This window comes from Micromonospora fiedleri (genome assembly GCF_016774385.1).
Taxonomy (GTDB): Bacteria; Actinomycetota; Actinomycetes; order Mycobacteriales; family Micromonosporaceae; genus Micromonospora; species Micromonospora gifhornensis.
The window spans coordinates 113,956-133,349 of record NZ_JAETXL010000005.1; the positions used below are offsets into that span (position 1 = coordinate 113,956).

At 70.6% G+C, this 19,394-nt stretch carries 19 protein-coding genes; 12 read left to right on the plus strand and 7 right to left on the minus strand.

Going from position 1 to position 19,394, the window contains the following annotated elements:
* Nucleotides 1–180 precede the first annotated feature (180 nt).
* Nucleotides 181–1,152, plus strand: a complete 972-nt coding sequence (locus JMF97_RS14640; protein WP_203222088.1) for a C40 family peptidase — start codon at nt 181–183, stop codon at nt 1,150–1,152.
* Between the two features lie 102 nt (nt 1,153–1,254).
* On the opposite strand, the gene JMF97_RS14645 is transcribed toward JMF97_RS14640, so the two are convergent.
* Both JMF97_RS14645 and JMF97_RS14650 read right to left on the minus strand, forming a co-directional pair.
* Nucleotides 1,255–2,244, minus strand: a complete 990-nt coding sequence (locus JMF97_RS14645; protein WP_203222422.1) for a sigma-70 family RNA polymerase sigma factor — start codon at nt 2,242–2,244, stop codon at nt 1,255–1,257.
* A gap of 444 nt (nt 2,245–2,688) precedes the next feature.
* A complete protein-coding gene (locus JMF97_RS14650; RefSeq protein ID WP_203222089.1) occupies nt 2,689–3,603 on the minus strand; it encodes a MurR/RpiR family transcriptional regulator in 915 nt (304 codons plus the stop codon).
* 196 nt (nt 3,604–3,799) lie between these two features.
* Between JMF97_RS14650 and JMF97_RS14655 the strand changes: the two genes are divergently transcribed.
* Nucleotides 3,800–4,495, plus strand: a complete 696-nt coding sequence (locus tag JMF97_RS14655; RefSeq protein WP_203222090.1) for an SDR family NAD(P)-dependent oxidoreductase — start codon at nt 3,800–3,802, stop codon at nt 4,493–4,495.
* Here JMF97_RS14655 and JMF97_RS14660 read toward each other — a convergent pair.
* Nucleotides 4,480–5,232, minus strand: coding sequence for a dTMP kinase (locus JMF97_RS14660; protein ID WP_438803756.1), 753 nt, complete (start codon nt 5,230–5,232; stop codon nt 4,480–4,482). The two genes, JMF97_RS14655 and JMF97_RS14660, sit on opposite strands and share 16 nt — an antisense overlap.
* 101 nt (nt 5,233–5,333) lie before the next feature.
* On the opposite strand from JMF97_RS14660, the gene JMF97_RS14665 reads away from it, so the two are divergent.
* From JMF97_RS14665 to JMF97_RS14685, 5 genes are all read left to right on the plus strand, one after another.
* Nucleotides 5,334–5,981, plus strand: a complete 648-nt coding sequence (locus JMF97_RS14665; RefSeq protein WP_269764269.1) for a nucleotidyltransferase family protein — start codon at nt 5,334–5,336, stop codon at nt 5,979–5,981.
* Nucleotides 5,978–6,250: a hypothetical protein gene (locus JMF97_RS14670; protein ID WP_203222091.1), complete on the plus strand. Its 273-nt coding sequence runs from the start codon at nt 5,978–5,980 to the stop codon at nt 6,248–6,250. The genes JMF97_RS14665 and JMF97_RS14670 overlap by 4 nt, the downstream gene beginning before the upstream one ends.
* 10 nt (nt 6,251–6,260) lie before the next feature.
* The gene (locus JMF97_RS14675; protein WP_203222092.1) at nt 6,261–7,037 is read left to right on the plus strand and encodes a metallophosphoesterase family protein; all 777 of its coding nucleotides are present in this window, start codon (nt 6,261–6,263) and stop codon (nt 7,035–7,037) included.
* Nucleotides 7,028–7,171, plus strand: a complete 144-nt coding sequence (locus JMF97_RS14680; RefSeq protein ID WP_007464364.1) for a GPGG-motif small membrane protein — start codon at nt 7,028–7,030, stop codon at nt 7,169–7,171. The genes JMF97_RS14675 and JMF97_RS14680 overlap by 10 nt, the downstream gene beginning before the upstream one ends.
* A 174-nt stretch (nt 7,172–7,345) precedes the next feature.
* Nucleotides 7,346–7,846, plus strand: a complete 501-nt coding sequence (locus JMF97_RS14685) for a TspO/MBR family protein (protein WP_203222093.1) — start codon at nt 7,346–7,348, stop codon at nt 7,844–7,846.
* Between the two features lie 54 nt (nt 7,847–7,900).
* Here JMF97_RS14685 and JMF97_RS14690 read toward each other — a convergent pair whose 3' ends face one another.
* A complete protein-coding gene (locus tag JMF97_RS14690) occupies nt 7,901–8,698 on the minus strand; it encodes a M23 family metallopeptidase (RefSeq protein ID WP_203222094.1) in 798 nt (265 codons plus the stop codon).
* A gap of 254 nt (nt 8,699–8,952) precedes the next feature.
* On the opposite strand from JMF97_RS14690, the gene JMF97_RS14695 reads away from it, so the two are divergent.
* From JMF97_RS14695 to JMF97_RS14715, 5 genes are all read left to right on the plus strand, one after another.
* Nucleotides 8,953–10,305, plus strand: a complete 1,353-nt coding sequence (locus tag JMF97_RS14695; RefSeq protein ID WP_203222095.1) for an ABC transporter substrate-binding protein — start codon at nt 8,953–8,955, stop codon at nt 10,303–10,305.
* Between the two features lie 71 nt (nt 10,306–10,376).
* Nucleotides 10,377–11,429: a carbohydrate ABC transporter permease gene (locus JMF97_RS14700; RefSeq protein ID WP_203222096.1), complete on the plus strand. Its 1,053-nt coding sequence runs from the start codon at nt 10,377–10,379 to the stop codon at nt 11,427–11,429.
* A 1-nt stretch (nt 11,430) separates the two neighbouring features.
* The gene (locus JMF97_RS14705; RefSeq protein WP_203222097.1) at nt 11,431–12,393 is read left to right on the plus strand and encodes a carbohydrate ABC transporter permease; all 963 of its coding nucleotides are present in this window, start codon (nt 11,431–11,433) and stop codon (nt 12,391–12,393) included.
* 57 nt (nt 12,394–12,450) lie between these two features.
* Nucleotides 12,451–13,485, plus strand: a complete 1,035-nt coding sequence (locus JMF97_RS14710) for a LacI family DNA-binding transcriptional regulator (protein ID WP_203222098.1) — start codon at nt 12,451–12,453, stop codon at nt 13,483–13,485.
* Between the two features lie 83 nt (nt 13,486–13,568).
* A complete protein-coding gene (locus JMF97_RS14715; protein ID WP_203222099.1) occupies nt 13,569–15,200 on the plus strand; it encodes a glycoside hydrolase family 13 protein in 1,632 nt (543 codons plus the stop codon).
* 3 nt (nt 15,201–15,203) lie between these two features.
* Here JMF97_RS14715 and JMF97_RS14720 read toward each other — a convergent pair whose 3' ends face one another.
* The 3 genes from JMF97_RS14720 to xylA all read right to left on the minus strand — a co-directional run bounded on the left by JMF97_RS14720 (nt 15,204) and on the right by xylA (nt 19,379).
* A complete protein-coding gene (locus JMF97_RS14720) occupies nt 15,204–16,628 on the minus strand; it encodes an MFS transporter (RefSeq protein WP_203222100.1) in 1,425 nt (474 codons plus the stop codon).
* A 125-nt stretch (nt 16,629–16,753) separates the two neighbouring features.
* Nucleotides 16,754–18,181, minus strand: coding sequence for a xylulokinase (gene xylB / locus JMF97_RS14725; RefSeq protein ID WP_203222101.1), 1,428 nt, complete (start codon nt 18,179–18,181; stop codon nt 16,754–16,756).
* 10 nt (nt 18,182–18,191) lie between these two features.
* Complete coding sequence (xylA, locus tag JMF97_RS14730; RefSeq protein ID WP_203222102.1) at nt 18,192–19,379, minus strand: xylose isomerase; 1,188 nt, start codon at nt 19,377–19,379, stop codon at nt 18,192–18,194.
* Nucleotides 19,380–19,394: the final 15 nt, after the last annotated feature.

A 19,394-nucleotide genomic window follows, 5' to 3' on the forward strand; every position in this document is an offset into this window, starting at 1 on the left:
GAACGTGATTCAAGCTCAGCATCCCCATTGGTCTCGGCTTTCACTGCCACCGACTCCTGTCGCGTACTACGTTGGGCGGGTCGGCCCGGTCGGCCGCCGTCCAGCCGGACGGCACCGGGTTGATGCCGCCGCGGAGCGTCAGCAGGCCCGCGCCGGCCATGGGAGAGGAGCATCGAGCTCTTGTCGCCCCTGTTACACACGCTGCGCGCCCTGACCGTCACCGCCTTCGCACTGGTGCTGATCGCACCCGCGACGGTGGCCCGGGCCGAACCGTCCCCCGCCGAACTGACCCGGCGGATCGACAAGGCGTCCACCGAGTTGGAGAACGTGGTGGAGGCGCACAACGAGTTACGCGAGAAGATCAAGAAGAATCAGGCCGCTGTGGCCCGGCTCCAGGAACGGATCGGTCCACTGGAGCGGCAGGCCGCGCAGAGCCGCGCGGATGTCAGCGAGTTGGCCGCCACCGCGTACAAGACCGGCAACCTCGGCGCGGTCGACGCGTTGCTGCACGGTGGCGACTCGGCGTCGGTGCTGGACCGGCTCGGCACGCTGGACCACCTGACCCGGCAACGCCAGGCGACCATCGCCGGCTACACCGCCGACCAGCGGCGACTGCTCGACGAGAAGACCCGGCTGGACGTGACACTGACCCAGCAGGCGGCCCGCTCGCGGGAGCTGAGCACCGCGAAGCGCCGGATCGAACGGGATCTGGCCAAGCTGTACGAGCTGCGCCGGCAGGCGTACGGCCGAGCCACCGAGCGTCCGAACAACCGGCCGGACAGCGCCAACGACGCGCCGGCCGTCTCCGGCCAGGCCGGCGTGGCCGTCCGGTACGCCTACGGCGCGCTCGGCAAGCCGTACGCCTGGGGCCAGGACGGGCCGAACGGCTACGACTGCTCGGGCCTGACCTCTGCCGCCTGGCGGGCGGCGGGCCGGTCGCTGCCGCACAACACCCGGATGCAGTGGGGGGTGGTCGCCCACATCAGCCGCAGCGAACTGCGCCCGGGTGACCTGGTCTTCTACCGCAGCCTCGGGCACGTGGCGATCTACGTGGGCGGCGGGCAGGTCATCCACGCACCCACCTTCGGGCGGAACGTGGAGAAGCGTGCCGTCGACCTGATGACGCCGTACGGCTACGGCCGGGTGCGCTGAGTTCCACCGCGCGACGAGGCGGCCGGGCGACCGGCCGCAGGCACGACGAAGGGCCGGCGTCCCCCTACCGGACGCCGGCCCTTCGTCGTCATTACTACCAGCTCAGGCCGCTTGCAGACCCTCCGCGCGAGCCAGCTCACGGAGCCGGCCGAGCGCCTGGATCTCCAGCTGCCGGATCCGCTCCCGCGACAACGAGAACCGCGAGGCGACCTCCGTCAACGAGTGCTCCCGGCCGTCCTCGAGCCCGTAGCGAGCCCGCATGATGCCGGCGGAGCGGTCGTCCAGGTGGTTGAGCAGACCCTCGATGCGCTGCCGCTCCAGGCCGGTGAGCACGATCTCCTCCGGCGAGGGCGCGTCGCTGTCGGCGACCAGATCACCGAGGTTGGTGTCGCCGTCGTCACCGACCGGCGTGTCCAACGACACGGTGTCCTGCGACCAGCGGACCAGCTCGTTGACCCGCTCGACGGTCACGCCCAGCGCCGCCGCGATCTGCTCCGGCTCCGGGTCGCTGCCCAGCTCACGGGTGAGCTGCCGGGCCACGTTGCGCATCCGGTTGACGTCCTCCACCAGGTGCACCGGCAGCCGCACGGTGCGCTCCTGCTGGGCGATCGCCCGGCTGATCGCCTGGCGGATCCACCACGTCGCGTAGGTGGAGAACTTGTAGCCACGTTCGTAGTCGAACTTCTCGACCGCCCGGACCAGACCGGTGTTGCCCTCCTGGATCAGATCCAGCATGGGCATCCCGGAACGGACGTACCGTCGGGCGATCGACACGACCAGGCGCAGGTTGGCGCGGATGAACAGGTCCTTGGCCCGCTCACCCTCGGCGACCAGCCGCGTCAGCTCATCCCGGGTGACGCCGTCGGGTACGCGGTCCTCGCCGAGCAGGTGCTCGGCGTACAGGCCCGCCTCGATGGCCTTGGAGAGGTCGACCTCCCTGGCGGCGTCCAGCAATGGCGTCCGGGAGATCTCGTGCAGGTAGACTCCAACCAGGTCGCGCTCCTCGGCAACCTCGTCGGTTCGCATCCCGATGTTCTTGTCCACGTTGCCCACGGTCCCCTCTATCGCGCCGGTTACCCGGTTGCTTGCCATCCCCACGCTCATCAGCCCCTCCCCGTAACCTCCGCTGTGCCCATCGGTGCTGACATCTACACAACAGATGAGACGTATCGGGGATTCCATGTCGTGGGTCGAAAGTGTCACGAATGCCTGATAATCAGCTGAGAGCACGGTCCATGTTTGCTGTCAGCACCCTGTCGGTGGTTGAGTCGACAGGGACCTGCTGAGGTCGACGGATCGACGAGTCACTGACCGTACTGGCCCATGGCAACACCGCCTGGCCGTCGTACACAGCGACCCGGGTCACCACCGTGCTGCGATCCTGGTCACTGCCAAACACGCGTACGCGGACCGATTGGTTCATCCACGCCGGTGGTAATACCCCACGCCCTGATGAACAATCCGCACCCCGGTTCTATGCCCGGGTTTGCCCCGCTGCTGGCGCTGATGCCTCGTCCGATGCCGTCGCGTCGGTGATCATGCCCGCCGTCGGCCGGATCCGACCCGGCGAGAGCGGACCGCCTCGGCGCCGGCCTCCAGTGCTTTACGCGCCCGGGGTCGGTTACGGGCGGCGACGCCGACGTAAAGGCAATCGACCACGGTGAGCTGAGCAATTCGGCTGGCCATCGTCCCCGAACGATAGGTGGTTTCGCGAGCCGCGGTGGTGAGCACATGGTCGGCGAGCACGGCGAGCGGTGACCGCGGGAAATTGGTGAGCGCCACCGTCGTCGCCACTCTCGACCGCGCCTGCGCCAGCACCTCGATCACGTCGGAGGTGGCGCCGGTGTGCGAGACACCGACGGCGACGTCACCGCGCCCCAGCAGGGCGGCCGAGGTCAGGGCGGTGTGCACGTCGGGGAAGCAGAAGGCGGCGCGGCCGATGCGGTGCAGCTTCTGTTGGAAGTCCAGCGCCACGAAGGCGCTGGCGCCCACGCCGAAGATGACGATCCGGCCGGCGCCCGCGATGGCCTCCACCACCTGCTCGCAGACCGCCGGGTCGAGTTGCTCGGCGGTCTGTTCGACGGCGCGCGCGTCGTTGAAGCCGATCATCGCGATGATCTGGGCCAGGTCGGCTCCGGGTGGGATGTCCCCGCCGGCGATTCGCCCGTCGGACGGTTCGATGCGCCGGGCCGCCTCGGCGGCGAGCCGGATCCGCAACTGTGGGTAGCCGTCGACGCCCACCGAGCGGCAGAACCGGATCACCGTCGCCTCGGACGTCTCGGCGGCGGTGGCGAGGTCGGTGATGGTCCGTCGGGCCGCCTTGGCGGGGTCGGCGACCACCAGCCGGGCCACCCGCTGCTCCGCCGGCGACAGGGACGGGAGCAGGCCGCCGATGTGGACGATCAACCCGCTCGGCTCGCCGCTAGCAGAAATTTTCGGAGCCTTCGCCACCAATGGAACTTACTTTCAGTAGGCCGGGAGTGCAATCGCACCGCCGGGCTCGGCACGGGCGCACCGGCGAGGCCGGCGACCGTCGGACAGCCTGGCATCCACGGCGCGTACGGCGCTTCCCCCGCAGGGCCGGGCACGGCCGGTCGGGTGGGCCCGGTGCACCCGCCGACCGGTCGGCGGCAGTAGCGTGAGGACCATGGCGGGACGCAGCGTGTTGATCACCGGAGGCACCGGCGGGCTCGGCGCCGCGGTGACCGCGACCTTCGTCGACGCGGGCTGGCGGGTAGTGGCTCCACAACGGAGCCAACCGACGCCACACCCGGAGCCGGACGCCAACGCGCCGGTACGGCTGGTCGCGGACCTGACCGACGCGGCCGACGCGGCGCGGGTCGCGGAGGTGGCCGCCGGGGATCCCGAGGCGCCGCTGCGGGCGGTGATCAACCTCGTCGGCGGGTACGCCAGCACCGGCCTGGTGCACGAGACTCCGGTCGAGGAGTTCGACCGGATGCTCACCCTCAATCTGCGTCCGACTCATCTGGTCACCCGGGCGGCCCTGCCGCATCTGATCCAGGCGGGCGGCGGCGCGGTGGTGTGCGTGGCGTCCCGCGCGGCGGTCGCTCCCTTCCCCGGCGTGGCCGGTTACGTGACCGCCAAGGCCGCGGTGCTCGCCTTCGCCTCGGCCGTCGCGGTGGAGTACAAGACCGCCGGGGTGCGCTGCAACACGGTGCTGCCGAGCGTCATCGACACGCCGAGCAACCGGGCGGCCATGCCGGACGCGGATCACACCCGGTGGGTGGCACCGGCCGAGATCGCCTCGGTGATCCACTTTCTGGCCTCCGACGAGTCCGCGCCGACAAGTGGGGCGACCGTGCCGGTCTACGGCCGGGCCTGAACCGGCACCACGGGAGCGGTGCTCGCGGCGCGTACGCCACACCACAGCGGGTCGGTTCCGGTCGGGGAGTCCTCCGCCGTCAACCATCCGGCCAGATGTCCCCGGATCTCCCGGGCCACCTCGTGGGGGGGTCGGGCCGCGTCGATGACGACGAACGTCGGGTACTCCGGGAGGGTGCGGTAGGCGTGGTCGGCGGAGGCCAGGTAGGTCAGGCTCTCCTGGTCGGTGCCACGTCGCTCGATCCGCCGGTACGCCTCCGCCGGGTCGACCGCCATCAGGAACGTCACCTGCGGTTGCGGGAAGATCCGGTACGCGGCTCGGACGAGACGCTCCCAGCGTCGCCCACCGTGCGCCCGAAGGCTGGCGTACTGGCAGACGGCGTAGCGGTCCATGATCGCCGTCCGGCGCGTCGCCCAGGAGGCGAGCAGTGCCGCCGCGATGGCCAGCCAGCGCAGGACGGACTCCACCAGGAGCATCCCGTCGCGCCCGAGAAGCCGTTGCGCGTCCGGCCGGCCCAGCCGGTGGGCCGCCCGACCCAACCACCGCCGGCCGCCTGCATTGCGGTGATAGGTGGCGGCATGACCGGCTTCGGTGAGTGTGTCGGCGAGCAACTGCGCCTGGGTGGTTTTGCCGGACCCGTCGATGCCGACCAGCGCCACGGCACGCAGCCGCGCCGCGCGTCTGCTGGACGTCGGTGCCGACCAGGCCGGCCGAGAAGCTCGCGTCGAACTAACCACTCTCGACAGGTTATCCGACCGGTGCTCACGGCCTGCGTGTTACCTCCCGGTTAGGGCAGGTTCACGGTGTTCCGCAAGCAGGACAGGTGTGGGCGGGCGGAATGCCGGGTACGGACCCTGAACCCCCCAGGGTGCACCCCCAACGAGTCGACGGGAGAGTCGAAATGGCCGAGCGCGACGACGAAACTCTTCTCCACACCCTGAAGAAGGTCGCCGCCGTGCTCAAGCAGGCCGACATTCCGTTCGCCCTCGGCGGGAGCTTCGCCGTCTACGCCCACGGCGGGCACTCCAGCGAGCACGACGTCGACTTCCTGATCCGTCAGGGCGACGTCGACGCCGCGCTGGAGGCGCTCGTGGCCGCCGGGTTCACCGCCGAGCGGCCACCGGAGGACTGGCTGGTCAAGGTCTACGACGGCGGCCGGATGGTGGACCTGATCCACCGCCCGATCGAGACTCCGGTGACCGAGGAGACCTTCACCGACACGGTGGTGCGTCCGGTGGACGCGATCCACATGCCGGTGCTGTCGGCGACCCAGCTGATGGTGCACAAGCTGCTCAGTTTCTCCCAGCACTACTGCGACTTCGCCCGGGGTCTGCCGCTGGCGCGGTCGCTGCGGGAGCAGATCGACTGGGAACGGGTACGTAAGGACACGCAGCACTCACCGTACGCGGAGGCGTTCCTGGTGCTGCTGGACAGGCTGGACGTCGTGCCGGACGCCGGCACGGCCGACGGGAGGGGAACACCGTGACCGTGCACGACCCCGGCGCCGGGCCACCCGACGAGTACGTCGAGGCGGAGATCCACCGGCTGCTCACCGAGGATCCGGCCGTGGCCGAACAGGGAATCACCGTGGTCCGTACGGAACGCGGCCTCGTGCTGTACGGCGAGGTGGAGAGCGCGTACCGGCGGAACGAGATCCTGCGCCGGGTGGCGGGACGCTTCCCGGACGTGCCGATCACCAGCGACATCGGGGTGACTCGCACGCAGGCGCCCACGGAGATCGAGCAACTGCCCTGAGGGAGGTTCGATGGTTATCCGGATCGCCGCCGTGGGTGACGTGCATCTGGACGAGGACGTGGTCGGCCGGTTCCGGCCGGCGCTGGAGGAGCTGCCCGACCGGGCCGACGTCCTGCTGCTCGCCGGCGACCTGACCCGGCACGGCACCGAGGCCGAGGCGCGCTGTGTGGCCCAGGAGTTCGGCGGTCTGGGCGTACCGGTGATCGCCGTGCTCGGCAACCACGACCACCAGTGCGACCAGGTACCGCAGGTGGTCGGGGCGCTGACGGAGGCGGGGATCACCGTGCTGGAGGGCGACGGGGTGGTGCTCGACTGCCCGGACGGGCGACTGGGCGTGGCCGGGGTCAAGGGCTTCGGTGGCGGATTCGCCGGCCGCTGCGCCAGCGACTTCGGCGAGCCGGAGATGAAGGCCTTCGTACGCACCACGACCGAGAGCGCCGACCGGCTGTCGGCGGCACTGAAGTCGCTGGACTGCGACGTGCTGGTGGCACTGACCCACTACTCGCCGGTGCCGGACACCCTCGCCGGTGAGCCGTTGGAGATCTACCCCTTCCTCGGCTGTTACCAGTTGGGCCAGGCGATCGACTCCGCGCCGACCGCGCTGGCCCTGCACGGGCACGCGCACCACGGCTCGGAGCGGGGTGTCACCCCCGGTGGGGTCCGGGTACGCAACGTCGCCCATCCGGTGATCAAGCAGGCGTACAGCATCTTCTATCTGGGTGATCACCTGGATCAGGCAGAGGTTTCCTCAGTCGGCACCGGGGGTATTCAGCAATCATGGAGCTGATTCTCTGGATTCTCGCAGTTGTACTGGTCGTCGCCGGCATCCTCGCGCTGTTCCGCCGGCAGATCCTCTGGGGCATCGTCCTCATCGTGGTCGGGCTGCTGGTCGGCCCGGGTGGTGTCAGCATCTTCAATTGACGTGGCGACGAAGGCGTCGCCCACAGAAGGACCCGCCGGGGTCGTCGTGACCGGAACTCCGTCCTCCCGACCGGAGCCACCGGGTACGGCGACCCCGGCGTGCTGTCTGCACCGTCCGATGTGTCCACCGGGGCGGCAGGTTTGCCGACCTCCTGACGCGGAGAAGCTGCCATCATGCGGATGACTACGGCACGTACCCGACAGCACACCCGCGGCGCGCGACAGTGGTGGGCGCTGGCCGGCTTCGCGGTGGCCGTGTTCGCAGCGGCGGCCCTCGGCAGCCTGGCCGTCACCGGCACGTCGGCCGAGTACGCGAGCCTCGACCAGCCCGGCTGGGCGCCGCCGTCGTGGCTGTTCGGGCCGGTCTGGACAGTGCTCTACGCGATGATCGCGGTGGCCGGCTGGCTGGTCTGGCGTCGGGTGGGCTTCGGCCCGGCCCTGATCGCCTGGGTGGTGCAGCTCGTGCTCAACGCCGCCTGGACGCCGTTGTTCTTCGGCGCCGGCCAGTACGGTCTGGCGTTCGCCGAGATCGTGGTGATGTGGCTGGCGATCGGCGTCACCGTGCTGCTGTTCCGGCGGGTCAGCACCCTGGCGACGGCGTTGCTGCTGCCCTACTGGGCCTGGGTCACCTTCGCCGCCGCGCTCAACTACTCGATCTGGCAGCTGAACGGGTGACCTGCCCCGGATACGGCGCTTGTGGCGCCGCGCCCGGGTGCCGTCGAGGTGCCGTCAGCAGCGCGGGACGTTCGGAATGAACCCGTCATGACCGGTGTAGACGTACGCGTCCGCGATGAACCGGCCCGCGCCGATCCGGTTCCAGATCGAGCTGGTGCCGTACGTGCCGGTGACCGTGGTGCCCCGGGTCTGGCAGTGGATCGTGACTGAGGCGCCGTTGGCGAGCGAGCCGACGGCCGAGTAGTCGGTGCCCGGGCCGGAGCGTACGGTCAGGTTGGCACCGGCGGTGCGCACGGTGCCGGAGCCGGTGTTCGACGAGCAGCCGTTGCCGCTGGTGTAGGTCTTGGTGCCCCAGTACAACGCGAGCGTGCCGCTGAACCGGATCTTGATGTCGGCCCCGTTGAGCCGCTGCTCGTAGTGCAGATGGGCGCCGCTCGAATTGCCGGTGCTGCCGACCCAGCCGATCACCTTGCCGTAGCCCACCGACTGGCCGACGGAGACGTTGAAGCCGCTCAGGTGGGCGTAGTAGGTGTGGTAGCCGTTGCCGTGGTTGATCCGGACGTACTTTCCGTAGCTGGTGCCGCCCAGGTCGGTCACCCGGTCGACGGTGCCGGGCGCGCTGGCCACCACCGGGTCGCCGGCGTCGTTGGTGCGGTTGAAATCGATGGCGTTGGCCGGGCTGTGGCCGCTGCGGGTCTGCCCGGACCACGACTGGCCGCACGGGAACGGCACCTTGAAGGTCGGCGCGGCCATCGCAGGCGCCGCCGGCACCAGCACACCGACGACGAACAGCACCAGGGCTCCCGCGGCGACCAGCCGGGCCGCGACAGGATTCAGCCACCGATCACGCATCTAGCACCTCCGACGTTGAAACCGCTCAATGGGTGACAACCAGCGTGACAGGAATCCTCCGGTGTCGATAGATGCCACAACCGCTGGGAGCGCACCCAGCAGCGGTGAGTCGATTTCGGGATTGTTACTCGTCCGTGTCGTCCCAGGGGTGGACCCCGTCGGATGCAAGCGCTTACATGTGAAAACGCCCCATCGGACCGGCGCCAGGATGACCGGATGCGACCCGGCCAGCGCCGGCTAGAAAGGAGGACGGCATGGCGGTCTTTGCCAGGCCACGCCAGGCCCTCGCGATCGCTGGCGTGCTCGGGCTGACGCTCGGCGTCACCGCGTGCGGCACCGGAAGCAGCGACAACAGCGGCGGCAACAACAACGCCGATTCCGCCGAGTGCGCCCCGTACGAGAAGTACCAGGGTCACAGCGGCAAGAAGGTGAACATCTACTCCTCCATCCGCGATATCGAGGCCGACCGTCTCGACCAGTCGTGGAAGGAATTCGAGGACTGCACCGGCATCGACATCAGCCACGAGGGCAGCGGTGACTTCGAGGCCCAACTGCCGGTACGCGCCGACGGCGGCAACGCCCCCGACATCGCGTTCATCCCGCAGCCCGGTCTGATCCAACGCTTCGCCGAGCGGGGCCAGATCAAGGCCGCCAGCGCCGACACCAAGGCGATGGCCGAGCAGAACTACCCGGCCGACTGGCTGAAGTACAGCACCGTCGGCGGCACCTTCTACGGCGCGCCGCTCGGCTCGAACGTCAAGTCGTTCGTCTGGTACTCGCCGAAGATGTTCCAGGAGAAGGGTTGGACCGTTCCGACCACCTGGGAAGAGATGATCAAGCTCAGCGACACCATCGCTGACAGCGGCATGAAGCCGTGGTGCGCGGGCATCGAGTCCGGTGACGCCACCGGCTGGCCGGCCACCGACTGGATCGAAGACGTCATGCTGCGTACGCAGACTCCCGAGGTCTACGACCAGTGGACGACGCACGAGATCCCGTTCAACGACCCGCGGGTCGTCGAGGCGGTCGACCGCGCCGGCAGCATCCTGAAGAACGAGAAGTACGTCAACGGCGGCTTCGGCGGGGTGCGCAGCATCGCCACCACCGCGTTCCAGGAGGGTGGCATCCCGATCACGGCCGGCAAGTGCGCCCTGCACCGGCAGGCGTCGTTCTACGCCAACCAGTGGCCGGAGAACACCAAGGTGGCCGAGGACGGCGACGTGTTCGCGTTCTACTTCCCGGCCATCGACCCGTCGCGGGGCAAGCCGGTGCTGGGTGGTGGCGAGTTCGTGGTCGCCTTCGCCGACCGTCCCGAGGTGCAGGCGGTGCAGACCTACCTGGCCTCCGGTGAGCACGCCAACAGCCGCGCGAAGATCGGCGACTGGGTGTCGGCGAACAACAAGCTCGACCTGGCCAACGTGAGCAACCCGATCGACAAGCTCTCCGTGGAGATCCTCCAGGACGACAGCTCGGTCTTCCGGTTCGACGGTTCCGACCTGATGCCCGCCGCCGTCGGCGCCGGGACCTTCTGGAAGGGCATGGTCGACTGGATCAACGGTAAGGACACCGCCAGCGTCCTCCAGGGCATCGAGAGCAGCTGGAAGTAATTCCGGTGGTGGGCCGGTCCGCGTTCGCGGGCCGGCCCACCGGCTCCGTGGAGTAACCCCTGGGAGGGTTGATGAACTTCGACTTCGCCGACCAGGCGCCGAAGATGATGATGTTGCTGTGGGGGCTTGTCGCCTTCGCAGTGGTGGTCGGCGGCCTGCTCTTCGTGCTCGACGCGGTGCCGTCCTACTTCGCCCGGCGCCGCGAGGCGCAACTCGTCGCCGCCTCCGCCAGCGGGGCTCCGCTGCCCGGGCGGAGCAAGCCCCGCGAGGGGTTCTTCGCGCTGTTCTTCCTGCTGCCGACGGTGTTGCTGCTGCTGATCGGCCTGGTGGTCCCCGCGATCCGGACCACCCTGCTGTCGTTCATGGACGGCGGCAGCGAGAACTGGGTCGGCCTGGACAACTACCGCTGGATGTTCGCCGAGGACGCGATCGTCCGGGTGCTGCTCAACACCCTGGTCTGGGTGACGTTGGTGCCGCTGGCCGCCACCGCCATCGGCCTGATCTACGCCGTGCTGGTGGACAAGGCCCGGCTGGAATCCGTCGCCAAGTCACTGATCTTCATGCCGATGGCGATCTCGTTCGTCGGCGCCAGCATCATCTGGCGGTTCGTCTACGCCTACCGGGGCGAGGACCAGGACCAGATCGGTCTGCTCAACCAGATCGTGGTCAGCCTCGGCGGCGAACCCCGGCAGTGGCTGCTCGACTCGCCGCTGAACACCCTGCTGCTCATCGTGATCATGGTGTGGATCCAGGCCGGTTTCGCCATGGTGGTGCTCTCCGCGGCGATCAAGTCCATCCCGGCGGACATCGTGGAGGCGGCCCGCCTCGACGGCGTCAACCCGTGGCAGATGTTCTGGCAGATCACCATGCCGAGCATCCGGCCCGCGCTGATCGTCGTGGTCGTCACCATCTCGATCGCCACGCTGAAGGTCTTCGACATCGTGCGGACCACGACCAACGGCAACTACGACACCAGCGTGATCGCCAACGAGATGTACAACCAGGCGTTCCGGTACGGCCAGAACGGGCAGGGCTCCGCGCTCGCGGTGTTCCTGTTCATCCTGGTGGTGCCGATCGTGATCTTCCAGATCCGGAACCTGCGTCAGCAGCGACGGGAGGGCTGAGATGACCACCACCACTCCCCCGGCCGCGGTCGGCGCCCAGCAGAGCGACGGTTCCACCCGGGCCTCCCGGGTACGCAAGCGGCTCAACAGCCGTACGGCGACAGTGGTCGCGATCGTCATCGCGCTGGTCTGGACGATCCCCACCTTCGGCCTGTTCATCTCCTCGTTCCGGCCCGAGGCGGAACTGAAGACCACCGGCTGGTGGACGGCCTTCACCGATCCGCAGTTCACCCTCAAGAACTACCAGGACGTGCTGTTCGGGCAGACCGCCTCGTCGGGGCAGCTCGCCAACTACTTCGTCAACTCGCTGGTGATCACCCTGCCGTCGGTGTTGTTCCCGCTGGCCTTCGCGGCGCTGGCCGCGTACGCGCTGGCCTGGATCAACTTCCGCGGCCGGGACTGGCTCTACATCGGCATCTTCGCGCTCCAGATCGTGCCGTTGCAGATGGCCCTGGTGCCGCTGCTCAGCTTCTTCTCGCGCGGAGTCAGCCTGGGCGGGGTCACCCTGATGCCCGCCTGGAACCTCGACGGCGCACAGAACTTCGCCCAGGTGTGGTTCGCCCACACCTGCTTCGCGCTGCCGTTCGCCGTGTTCCTGCTGCACAACTTCATCTCACAACTGCCCAAGGATCTGATGGAGGCGGCCCGGGTCGACGGGGCCACCCACCCCAAGATCTTCCGCACCATCGTGCTGCCGTTGGTCGCACCCGCCCTGGCCGCGTTCGCCATCTTCCAGTTCCTCTGGGTCTGGAACGACCTGCTGGTCGCGCTGATCTTCGCCGGTGGCAGCGAGGTCACCGCACCGCTGACCGTGCGGCTGGCCGAACTGGCCGGTACCCGGGGCAACGAATGGCAACGGCTGACCGCCGGGGCGTTCGTCTCGATCGTCGTACCGCTGATCGTGTTCCTGTCGTTGCAGCGCTACTTCGTTCGCGGGCTGCTCGCCGGCAGCGTCAAGGGCTGACTCACCGGTGGTGCCGCCGCCACGGCGGCACCACCGCAGGTCGTGAGCGGGGTTACCGTGACGAGGATCGACGATGTCGCCCGGTTGGCCGGAGTCTCCACCGCCACCGTCTCCCGGGCCCTGCGGGGACTGCCCACCGTGTCGGCGGCGACCCGCCGACGGGTGCTGGCCGCCGCCGAGCAGTTGCAGTACGCCGTCTCGCCGAGCGCATCGCGCCTGGCCGGTGGCCGTACCGGTGCCATTGCCGTGGTGGTCCCCCGGATCACCCGCTGGTTCTTCGGGGTGGTCGTCGAGGCGGTCGAGGACTTCCTCCACCAGTGCGGCTACGACCTGTTGCTGCACAACCTGGGCGGGCGGGAACAGAACCGCCAGCGCCTGCTGCACCCCGCCAACCTGCACAAGCGGGTCGACGGGGTCATGCTGGTCGCCACCCCGCTGCGCCCCGCCGACCTGACCGCCCTGACCAGGCTGGACCTGCCCGGGGTGACCGTCAGCTCCGGCACCGACGTGCCCGGCTGGCCCTGCGTACGCATCGACGACGTGGCCGCCGCGCGGCTCGCCACCCGGCATCTGCTGGACCTCGGTCACCGGCGGATCGCGCACATCTCCGGCGACCCCGACGACGAGTTGGCCTTCACCGCGCACCTGGACCGGCGGCGTGGCTACCAGGAGGCGCTGCGCGCGGCCGGGCTGCGGCCGGACCCAACCCTCGACGTGGAGTCCGGGTTCGACATCGCCGGCGGCACCCGGGCCACCGAGGAGCTGCTGCGCCGAGGTGACCCCCCGACCGCCATCTTCGCCGCCTGCGACGAGATGGCGATGGGCGCGTTGACCGCGCTGCGCGACGCCGGCCTGCGCGTACCGCAGGACGTCAGCCTGATCGGCATCGACGACCACGCGCTCTCCGGCGTGCTCGGCCTGAGCACCATCGCCCAACCGGCGGCCGAGCAGGGTCGGTTGGCCGCCGAGATGCTCATCGACCCGCTTCGGGGGCGGACCCGTGCCCCCGACTGCGGCGCGGACGATCTGCCGGTGATCCTGCCCACTCGGCTGGTCGTACGGGACTCGACCGCCCCACCACGGGCAAACTGATTCGACGGGTCACCGTCGCCCGCCGCCGCAACCCGCTCGGACCATGGGAGTACGCCCTGAACGACAACCCGATCCCCCAGCCCATGCCCGCCGTGGCGACCACCGGATGGTGGACCGAGGCGGTGATCTACCAGATCTACCCGCGCTCGTTCGGTGACTCCGACGGCGACGGCATCGGCGACCTGCCCGGCATCACCGCCCGTCTGGATCACCTGCGCCAGTTGGGGGTCGACGCGATCTGGCTCTCCCCGTTCTACCCGTCGCCGCAGGCCGACGCCGGGTACGACGTGGCCGACTACCGGGACGTCGAGCCGCTGTTCGGCACGCTGGCCGACGCCGACGACCTGATCGCCCAGGCACACGCCCGCGGGCTGCGGGTCATCGTCGACCTGGTGCCCAACCACACCTCGTCGGCCCACGAGTGGTTCCGGCAGGCCCTGGCCGCCGGGCCGGGCAGCCCCGAGCGGCAGCGCTACATCTTCCGCGACGGGCGGGGACCCGACGGCGCCGAACCGCCGAACGACTGGCAGAGCGTCTTCGGTGGGCCGGCCTGGACCCGCGTCGCCGACGGCCAGTGGTACCTGCACCTGTTCGACACCGCCCAGCCCGACCTGAACTGGGACGACCCGCAGGTACGCGCGGAGTTCCTGGACGTGCTGCGGTTCTGGCTGGACCGTGGCGTGGACGGCTTCCGGGTGGACGTGGCACACGGCCTGATCAAGCAGGCCGACCTGGCCGACTGGCACGAGCCGCAGGAGATCCTCTCCGGGCAGGAGGTGGACAAGCCGCGCCCACCGATGTGGGACCAGGACGGCGTGCACGAGATCTACCGCGACTGGCGGCGGCTGCTGGACGGCTACCCCGGCGAACGGGTCCTGGTGGCCGAGGCGTGGGTGGAGCCGGCCGAGCGGCTGGCCCGTTACGTCCGCCCCGACGAGATGCACCAGGCGTTCAACTTCGAGTACCTGCTCGCCTCCTGGACCGCCCCGGCCCAGTACGCGGTCATCACCCGCTCGCTGGAGGCCACCGACGCGGTCGGCGCCCCCACCACCTGGGTGCTGTCCAATCACGACGTGGTGCGCCACGCCTCCCGGCTCGGCCTGCCGATCGGCACCCCGCGACCGAACGGCATTGGCATCGGCGACCCGCAGCCGGACACCGCGGTCGGTCTGCGCCGGGCCCGCGCGGCCACCCTGCTGATGCTCGCCCTGCCCGGCTCGGCCTACCTCTACCAGGGTGAGGAACTCGGCCTGCCGGAACACACCCTGCTGCCCGACGAGGCCCGCCAGGACCCGACCTGGGAACGCAGCGGGCACACCCAGCGCGGCCGGGACGGCTGCCGGGTGCCGATCCCGTGGGAGGCCGACGCGCCGTCGTACGGCTTCGGGCCGACGGATGCGAGTTGGCTGCCCCAGCCCGGCGTCTGGGCCGAGTACGCGCTGGACCGCCAGCGTGACGTGCCCGGCTCGACCTACGAGATGTACCGCACGGCGCTGCGCCTGCGGCGTGGCCACGGGCTGGGTCGGGGCACGCTGCAGTGGCTCTCCTCCGGAGATGAGGTGCTGACCTTCCGCAACGGCGACGTGGTGGTGCTGACCAACTTCGGCCCCACCGGCGTACCGCTGCCCGCCGGCGAACTGCTGCACAGCAGCGCGCCGCTGGGCGAGGACGGCTCGGTCCCCACCGACGTCACCGTCTGGGTGCACACCGGCTGAGGCTCACAGCTTCTCCGCGCGGGCGTGCAGCAGGTCTGCCACGTCGGCGATGTCCTTGGGTGAGGTGCGGGCGGCGAGCCAGTACATGATGCCGGTGGGGATGAAGAAGAGCTGGAAGGCGGCCAACCCGACCGCGTAGTTCAACGGTGGCGGGAACGCCGCCCGCAGGGCGTGGAAGGCCACCCCGACCAGCCCGTTCCCGGCCGCCCGCCCCACCCCGTTGACCAGGTTGCCCAGGCTGTAGACCGTGCCCCGGTGCTCCGGCGGGTTCGCGTCGGCGATCAACGCGAACCAGTTCGGCGAGTTCGCCGAGGTCAGCGCCAGCGCGAGCAGCGCGGTGAGCAGGCTCAGCCCGACGGTGGGCTCGGTGACGACGCTGGCCAGCACGGCCCGTACCACCGTGCCGGTGCCGGCGCCGTCGGGCACGTCGATGCGGATCGGCACGAAGAAGAGCACCAGGTAGAACGGCAGCGCCGCGAGCACGCCGACCGCGGCGACCATGGCCCGACCGGACGGCGTACGCCGTTGCAGCGCGTCGCCGACCAGACCACCGACGATGGAGAGCACCCCGCCGAGCTGGAACAGGGTGGCGAAGACGCTGCCCACCACGATCGCGGTCGCCATCGAGTAGCCCTGGTCCTGGGCCCGCTCGGCGAACAGCACCGGCAACCAGACCAGCGAACCGAAGGCGGCCTGTGCGGTGAGGCCCTGGAGGATGAGCCAGCGGTTGGTCCGGCGGCGGAGGATGACGGGCAGGTCGCGGCGGCTGATCCGGTAGTCGTAGTCCGCGCCGCCGGCCAGCGCGTCGGCCAGTTCCGGTTCGCTCTGGCCCCGCCGGATGTCGTACGTGAGCAGGTAGGCCACCGTGGCGACCAGGCCGACGACGGTGAGCAGCAGGAACGGGCGACGCCAGTCGGCCGCGCCGAGCAGCCCACCGACCAGCGTGCCGGCCAACGTGCCGGCGCCCTGGGACAGCCCCCAGAAGCTCATCACCAGGCCCCGCCGACGCGGCGAGATCAGGTCGGTGACCACCGAGAAGCCGACCGAGCCGACCGCACCCAGCCCCACCGCGGCGAGCAGCTGCGCGGCCAGGAAGGTCGGATAGCTCCCGGCCAGGCCGCTGCCGCCGGTCCCGACGGCCCAGATCAGGGTGCCGATCATCAGCAGCGGTTTGCGGTTGGTGCGGTCGCCGACGTAGGCCCAGCCGACCGCCGCCACCGCGCTGACCAGGAAGCTGACCGCGGTGACCAGGCCGAGCAGGCGCTGCGGCACCGCGAACGACTCCGCGATCGTGCCGTACAGCGGTGGCACCAGCCCGATCGCCACGTTGTCCAGCGAGGCGAGCAGCACGAACACGACGACGCTGTAGAAGCGGTGCGCCGCGCTGCCACCCCACACCCGTGGGGCGCGGCCCGTGGTCGACGTCATGCGGGCAGCCAATCAGGACGCGACGACGGACCGATCACCGGCCCACCCCGTCGGGCGGGACGAATCCCCGGATCGAGTGGCTTCACCCCCGTGGGAGCCACTCGATCCGGGGATCGAGGGGTGGATCACCCCTGGGCCAGGCGGTCCAGGTGGTGATCGCGGGCCTGCGCGTAGCGCTCCCGGATGGCCGGGACCGGTTCGGCGGCGTACTCCCGGGTGCCGGCGGGCGTCCAGGAGGGCGCCTCCGTCGTGCCGAGCGCCAACCAGGCGGCCTGGCGGGCGGCGCCGTCGGCGACGTACTCACCGGGCGGCGGGACGACCACCGGGCAGCCGAAGACCTGCGCGGCGATGCGGCGTACGGCGGCGGAGCGGGCCCCACCACCGACCAGGAGCACCCGGCGCGGCTGCGCGCCCTGGGCGGCCAGCGCGTCGAGGCCGTCGGCGAGCGCGCAGAGCATGCCCTCCACGGCCGCCCGCGCCAGGTGCGCCGGGGTCGAGGTCCGCAGGGTCAACCCGTGCACCGCCCCGGTGGCCAGTGGCCGGTTCGGGGTGCGCTCACCCTCCAGGTACGGCACCAGCACCAGCCCGTCCGCCCCGGGCGGGGCGGAGAGCGCGAGGTCGGCCAACTCGTCCAGCCCGACCCGGAGCATCCCGGCGGCGGCGTCCAGCACCCGGGCCGCGTTGAGCGTGGCGACCAGCGGCAGGAACCGGCCGGTCACGTCGGCGAACCCGGCGACGGTGCCGCTGGCGTCGGCGGCCGGGGTCTCCGCGATGCTGAAGACGGTGCCGGAGGTGCCGATCGAGACCAGCACGTCACCGGAGCGGGCCCCCACCCCGAAGCCGGCGGCGGCGTTGTCGCCGGCACCGGGAGCCAGCAGCGCCGGCGCGGCACCGGGCACGGCAGCCGGGTCGAGGTGGCCGGCGGACTCGGCCGGGCCGAGCACGGTGGGCACCCGTACCACCCGGCCGAGTGCCCGTTCCAGCAGGTCGGGGCGGTACTCCCCGGTGGCCGGCGACCAGTAGCCGGTGCCGCTGGCGTCGCTGCGGTCGGTCCGCAACGCCTCCAGCCCGGGCGCACCGGCCAGCCGCCAGGTCAGCCAGTCGTGGGGCAGGCAGACCGCAGCCACCCGGTCGGCGTTGGCCGGCTCGTGCCGGGCCAACCAGCGCAGCTTGGTGACGGTGAAGCTGGCCACCGGCACGCTGCCCACGGCGTCGGCCCAGAAGCGCCCACCACCGGCCTCCGCCACCAGTTCGGCGGCGGCGTCGGCCGAGCGGGTGTCGTTCCACAGCAGGGCCGGCCGGATCACCTGCCCCGCGTCGTCCAGGCAGACCATGCCGTGCTGCTGACCGGCGACGGAGACCGCGGCGACGTCGGCCAGCCCGCCGGCGGCCTCGATCGCCGTCTGAAGGGCCGACCACCAGGCCTCCGGGTCGACCTCGGTGCCGTCGGGGTGCGGCGCCCGGCCCTCGCGGACCAGGGTGCCGGTCTCCGCGTCCCGGACGACCACCTTGCAGGACTGGGTGGAGGAGTCCACCCCCGCGACGAGCGGCATGCCGTCCGCCTCAGCGTGCGCCGAGCAGGTGCTCGACGGCGAGCTGGTTGAGCCGGACGAAGCCGAAGCCACGGGCGGCGACGGCGTCGACGTCGAACTCCTCGAACGCGCTGGTGTCGGCGAGCAGTTCGGCGTACCCCTCGCCCTCGCCCAGCGTCGGCACGCTCAGCTCGGCGACCTTGCTGGCGGCGAGCGCCTCGGCCACCTCCGGGTCGGCGCGGAACGCCGCGGCCCGCTCCTTGAGCAGCAGGTAGGTGCGCATGTTCGCCGCTGCGGAGGCCCACACCCCGTCGAGGTCCTCGGTGCGGGAGGGCTTGTAGTCGAAGTGCCGCGGCCCCTCGTAGGCGGGCGCGCCGGCCGGGCCGCCGTGCTCCAGCAGGTCGACCAGGGCGAAGGCGTTGAGCAGGTCACCGTGGCCGAAGACCAGGTCCTGGTCGTACTTGACGCCGCGCTGACCGTTGAGGTCGATGTGGAACAGCTTGCCCTGCCAGAGCGCCTGGGCAATGCCGTGGGCGAAGTTGAGCCCGGCCATCTGCTCGTGGCCGACCTCCGGGTTCAGCCCGACCCGCTCCGGGTGGGCCAGGGTGGAGATGAACGCCAGGGCGTGCCCGACGGTGGGCAGCAGGATGTCGCCGCGCGGCTCGTTCGGCTTGGGCTCCAGCGCGAACCGCAGGTCGTAGCCGCGGTCGATGACGTACTGGCAGAGCACGTCGACGGCCTCCCGGTAGCGCTCCAGCGCCGCCTGGACGTCCTTGGCGACGTCGTACTCGGCGCCTTCCCGGCCGCCCCACATGACGAACGTCTTGGCACCCAGTTCGGCGGCGAGGTCGACGTTGCGCAGCACCTTGCGCAGCGCGAAGCGTCGTACGTCGCGGTCGTTGCTGGTGAAGCCGCCGTCCTTGAAGACGGGCTGCTGGAACAGGTCGGTGGTGACCATCGGGACCACCAGGCCGGTCTCGTCGAGCGCCTTGCGGAACCGGGCGATCTGGGCGTCACGGGTGGCGGCGTCCGACCCGAAGGGGATGAGGTCGTCGTCGTGGAAGGTCACCCCGTACGCGCCCAGTTCGGCGAGTCGGTGCACCGACTCCACCGGATCGATGGCGGTACGGGTGGCGTGGCCGAACGGGTCTCGACCCTGCCAGCCGACCGTCCAGAGCCCGAAGGAGAACTTGTCGGCGGGGGTGGGACGGGGTGCCATGGCAGACCTCCGGTG

Coding starts and splice junctions, on each gene's coding strand:
- JMF97_RS14720 (WP_203222100.1), bottom strand. CDS start 16,628: ATGACGTCGACCACGGGCCGCGCCCCACGGGTGTGGGGTGGCAGCGCG.
- JMF97_RS14675 (WP_203222092.1), top strand. CDS start 6,261: ATGGTTATCCGGATCGCCGCCGTGGGTGACGTGCATCTGGACGAGGAC.
- JMF97_RS14715 (WP_203222099.1), top strand. CDS start 13,569: ATGCCCGCCGTGGCGACCACCGGATGGTGGACCGAGGCGGTGATCTAC.
- JMF97_RS14655 (WP_203222090.1), top strand. CDS start 3,800: ATGGCGGGACGCAGCGTGTTGATCACCGGAGGCACCGGCGGGCTCGGC.
- JMF97_RS14645 (WP_203222422.1), bottom strand. CDS start 2,244: ATGGCAAGCAACCGGGTAACCGGCGCGATAGAGGGGACCGTGGGCAAC.
- JMF97_RS14705 (WP_203222097.1), top strand. CDS start 11,431: ATGACCACCACCACTCCCCCGGCCGCGGTCGGCGCCCAGCAGAGCGAC.
- JMF97_RS14665 (WP_269764269.1), top strand. CDS start 5,334: ATGCCGGGTACGGACCCTGAACCCCCCAGGGTGCACCCCCAACGAGTC.
- JMF97_RS14695 (WP_203222095.1), top strand. CDS start 8,953: ATGGCGGTCTTTGCCAGGCCACGCCAGGCCCTCGCGATCGCTGGCGTG.
- JMF97_RS14700 (WP_203222096.1), top strand. CDS start 10,377: ATGAACTTCGACTTCGCCGACCAGGCGCCGAAGATGATGATGTTGCTG.
- xylB (WP_203222101.1), bottom strand. CDS start 18,181: ATGCCGCTCGTCGCGGGGGTGGACTCCTCCACCCAGTCCTGCAAGGTG.
- JMF97_RS14685 (WP_203222093.1), top strand. CDS start 7,346: ATGCGGATGACTACGGCACGTACCCGACAGCACACCCGCGGCGCGCGA.
- JMF97_RS14690 (WP_203222094.1), bottom strand. CDS start 8,698: ATGCGTGATCGGTGGCTGAATCCTGTCGCGGCCCGGCTGGTCGCCGCG.
- xylA (WP_203222102.1), bottom strand. CDS start 19,379: ATGGCACCCCGTCCCACCCCCGCCGACAAGTTCTCCTTCGGGCTCTGG.
- JMF97_RS14680 (WP_007464364.1), top strand. CDS start 7,028: ATGGAGCTGATTCTCTGGATTCTCGCAGTTGTACTGGTCGTCGCCGGC.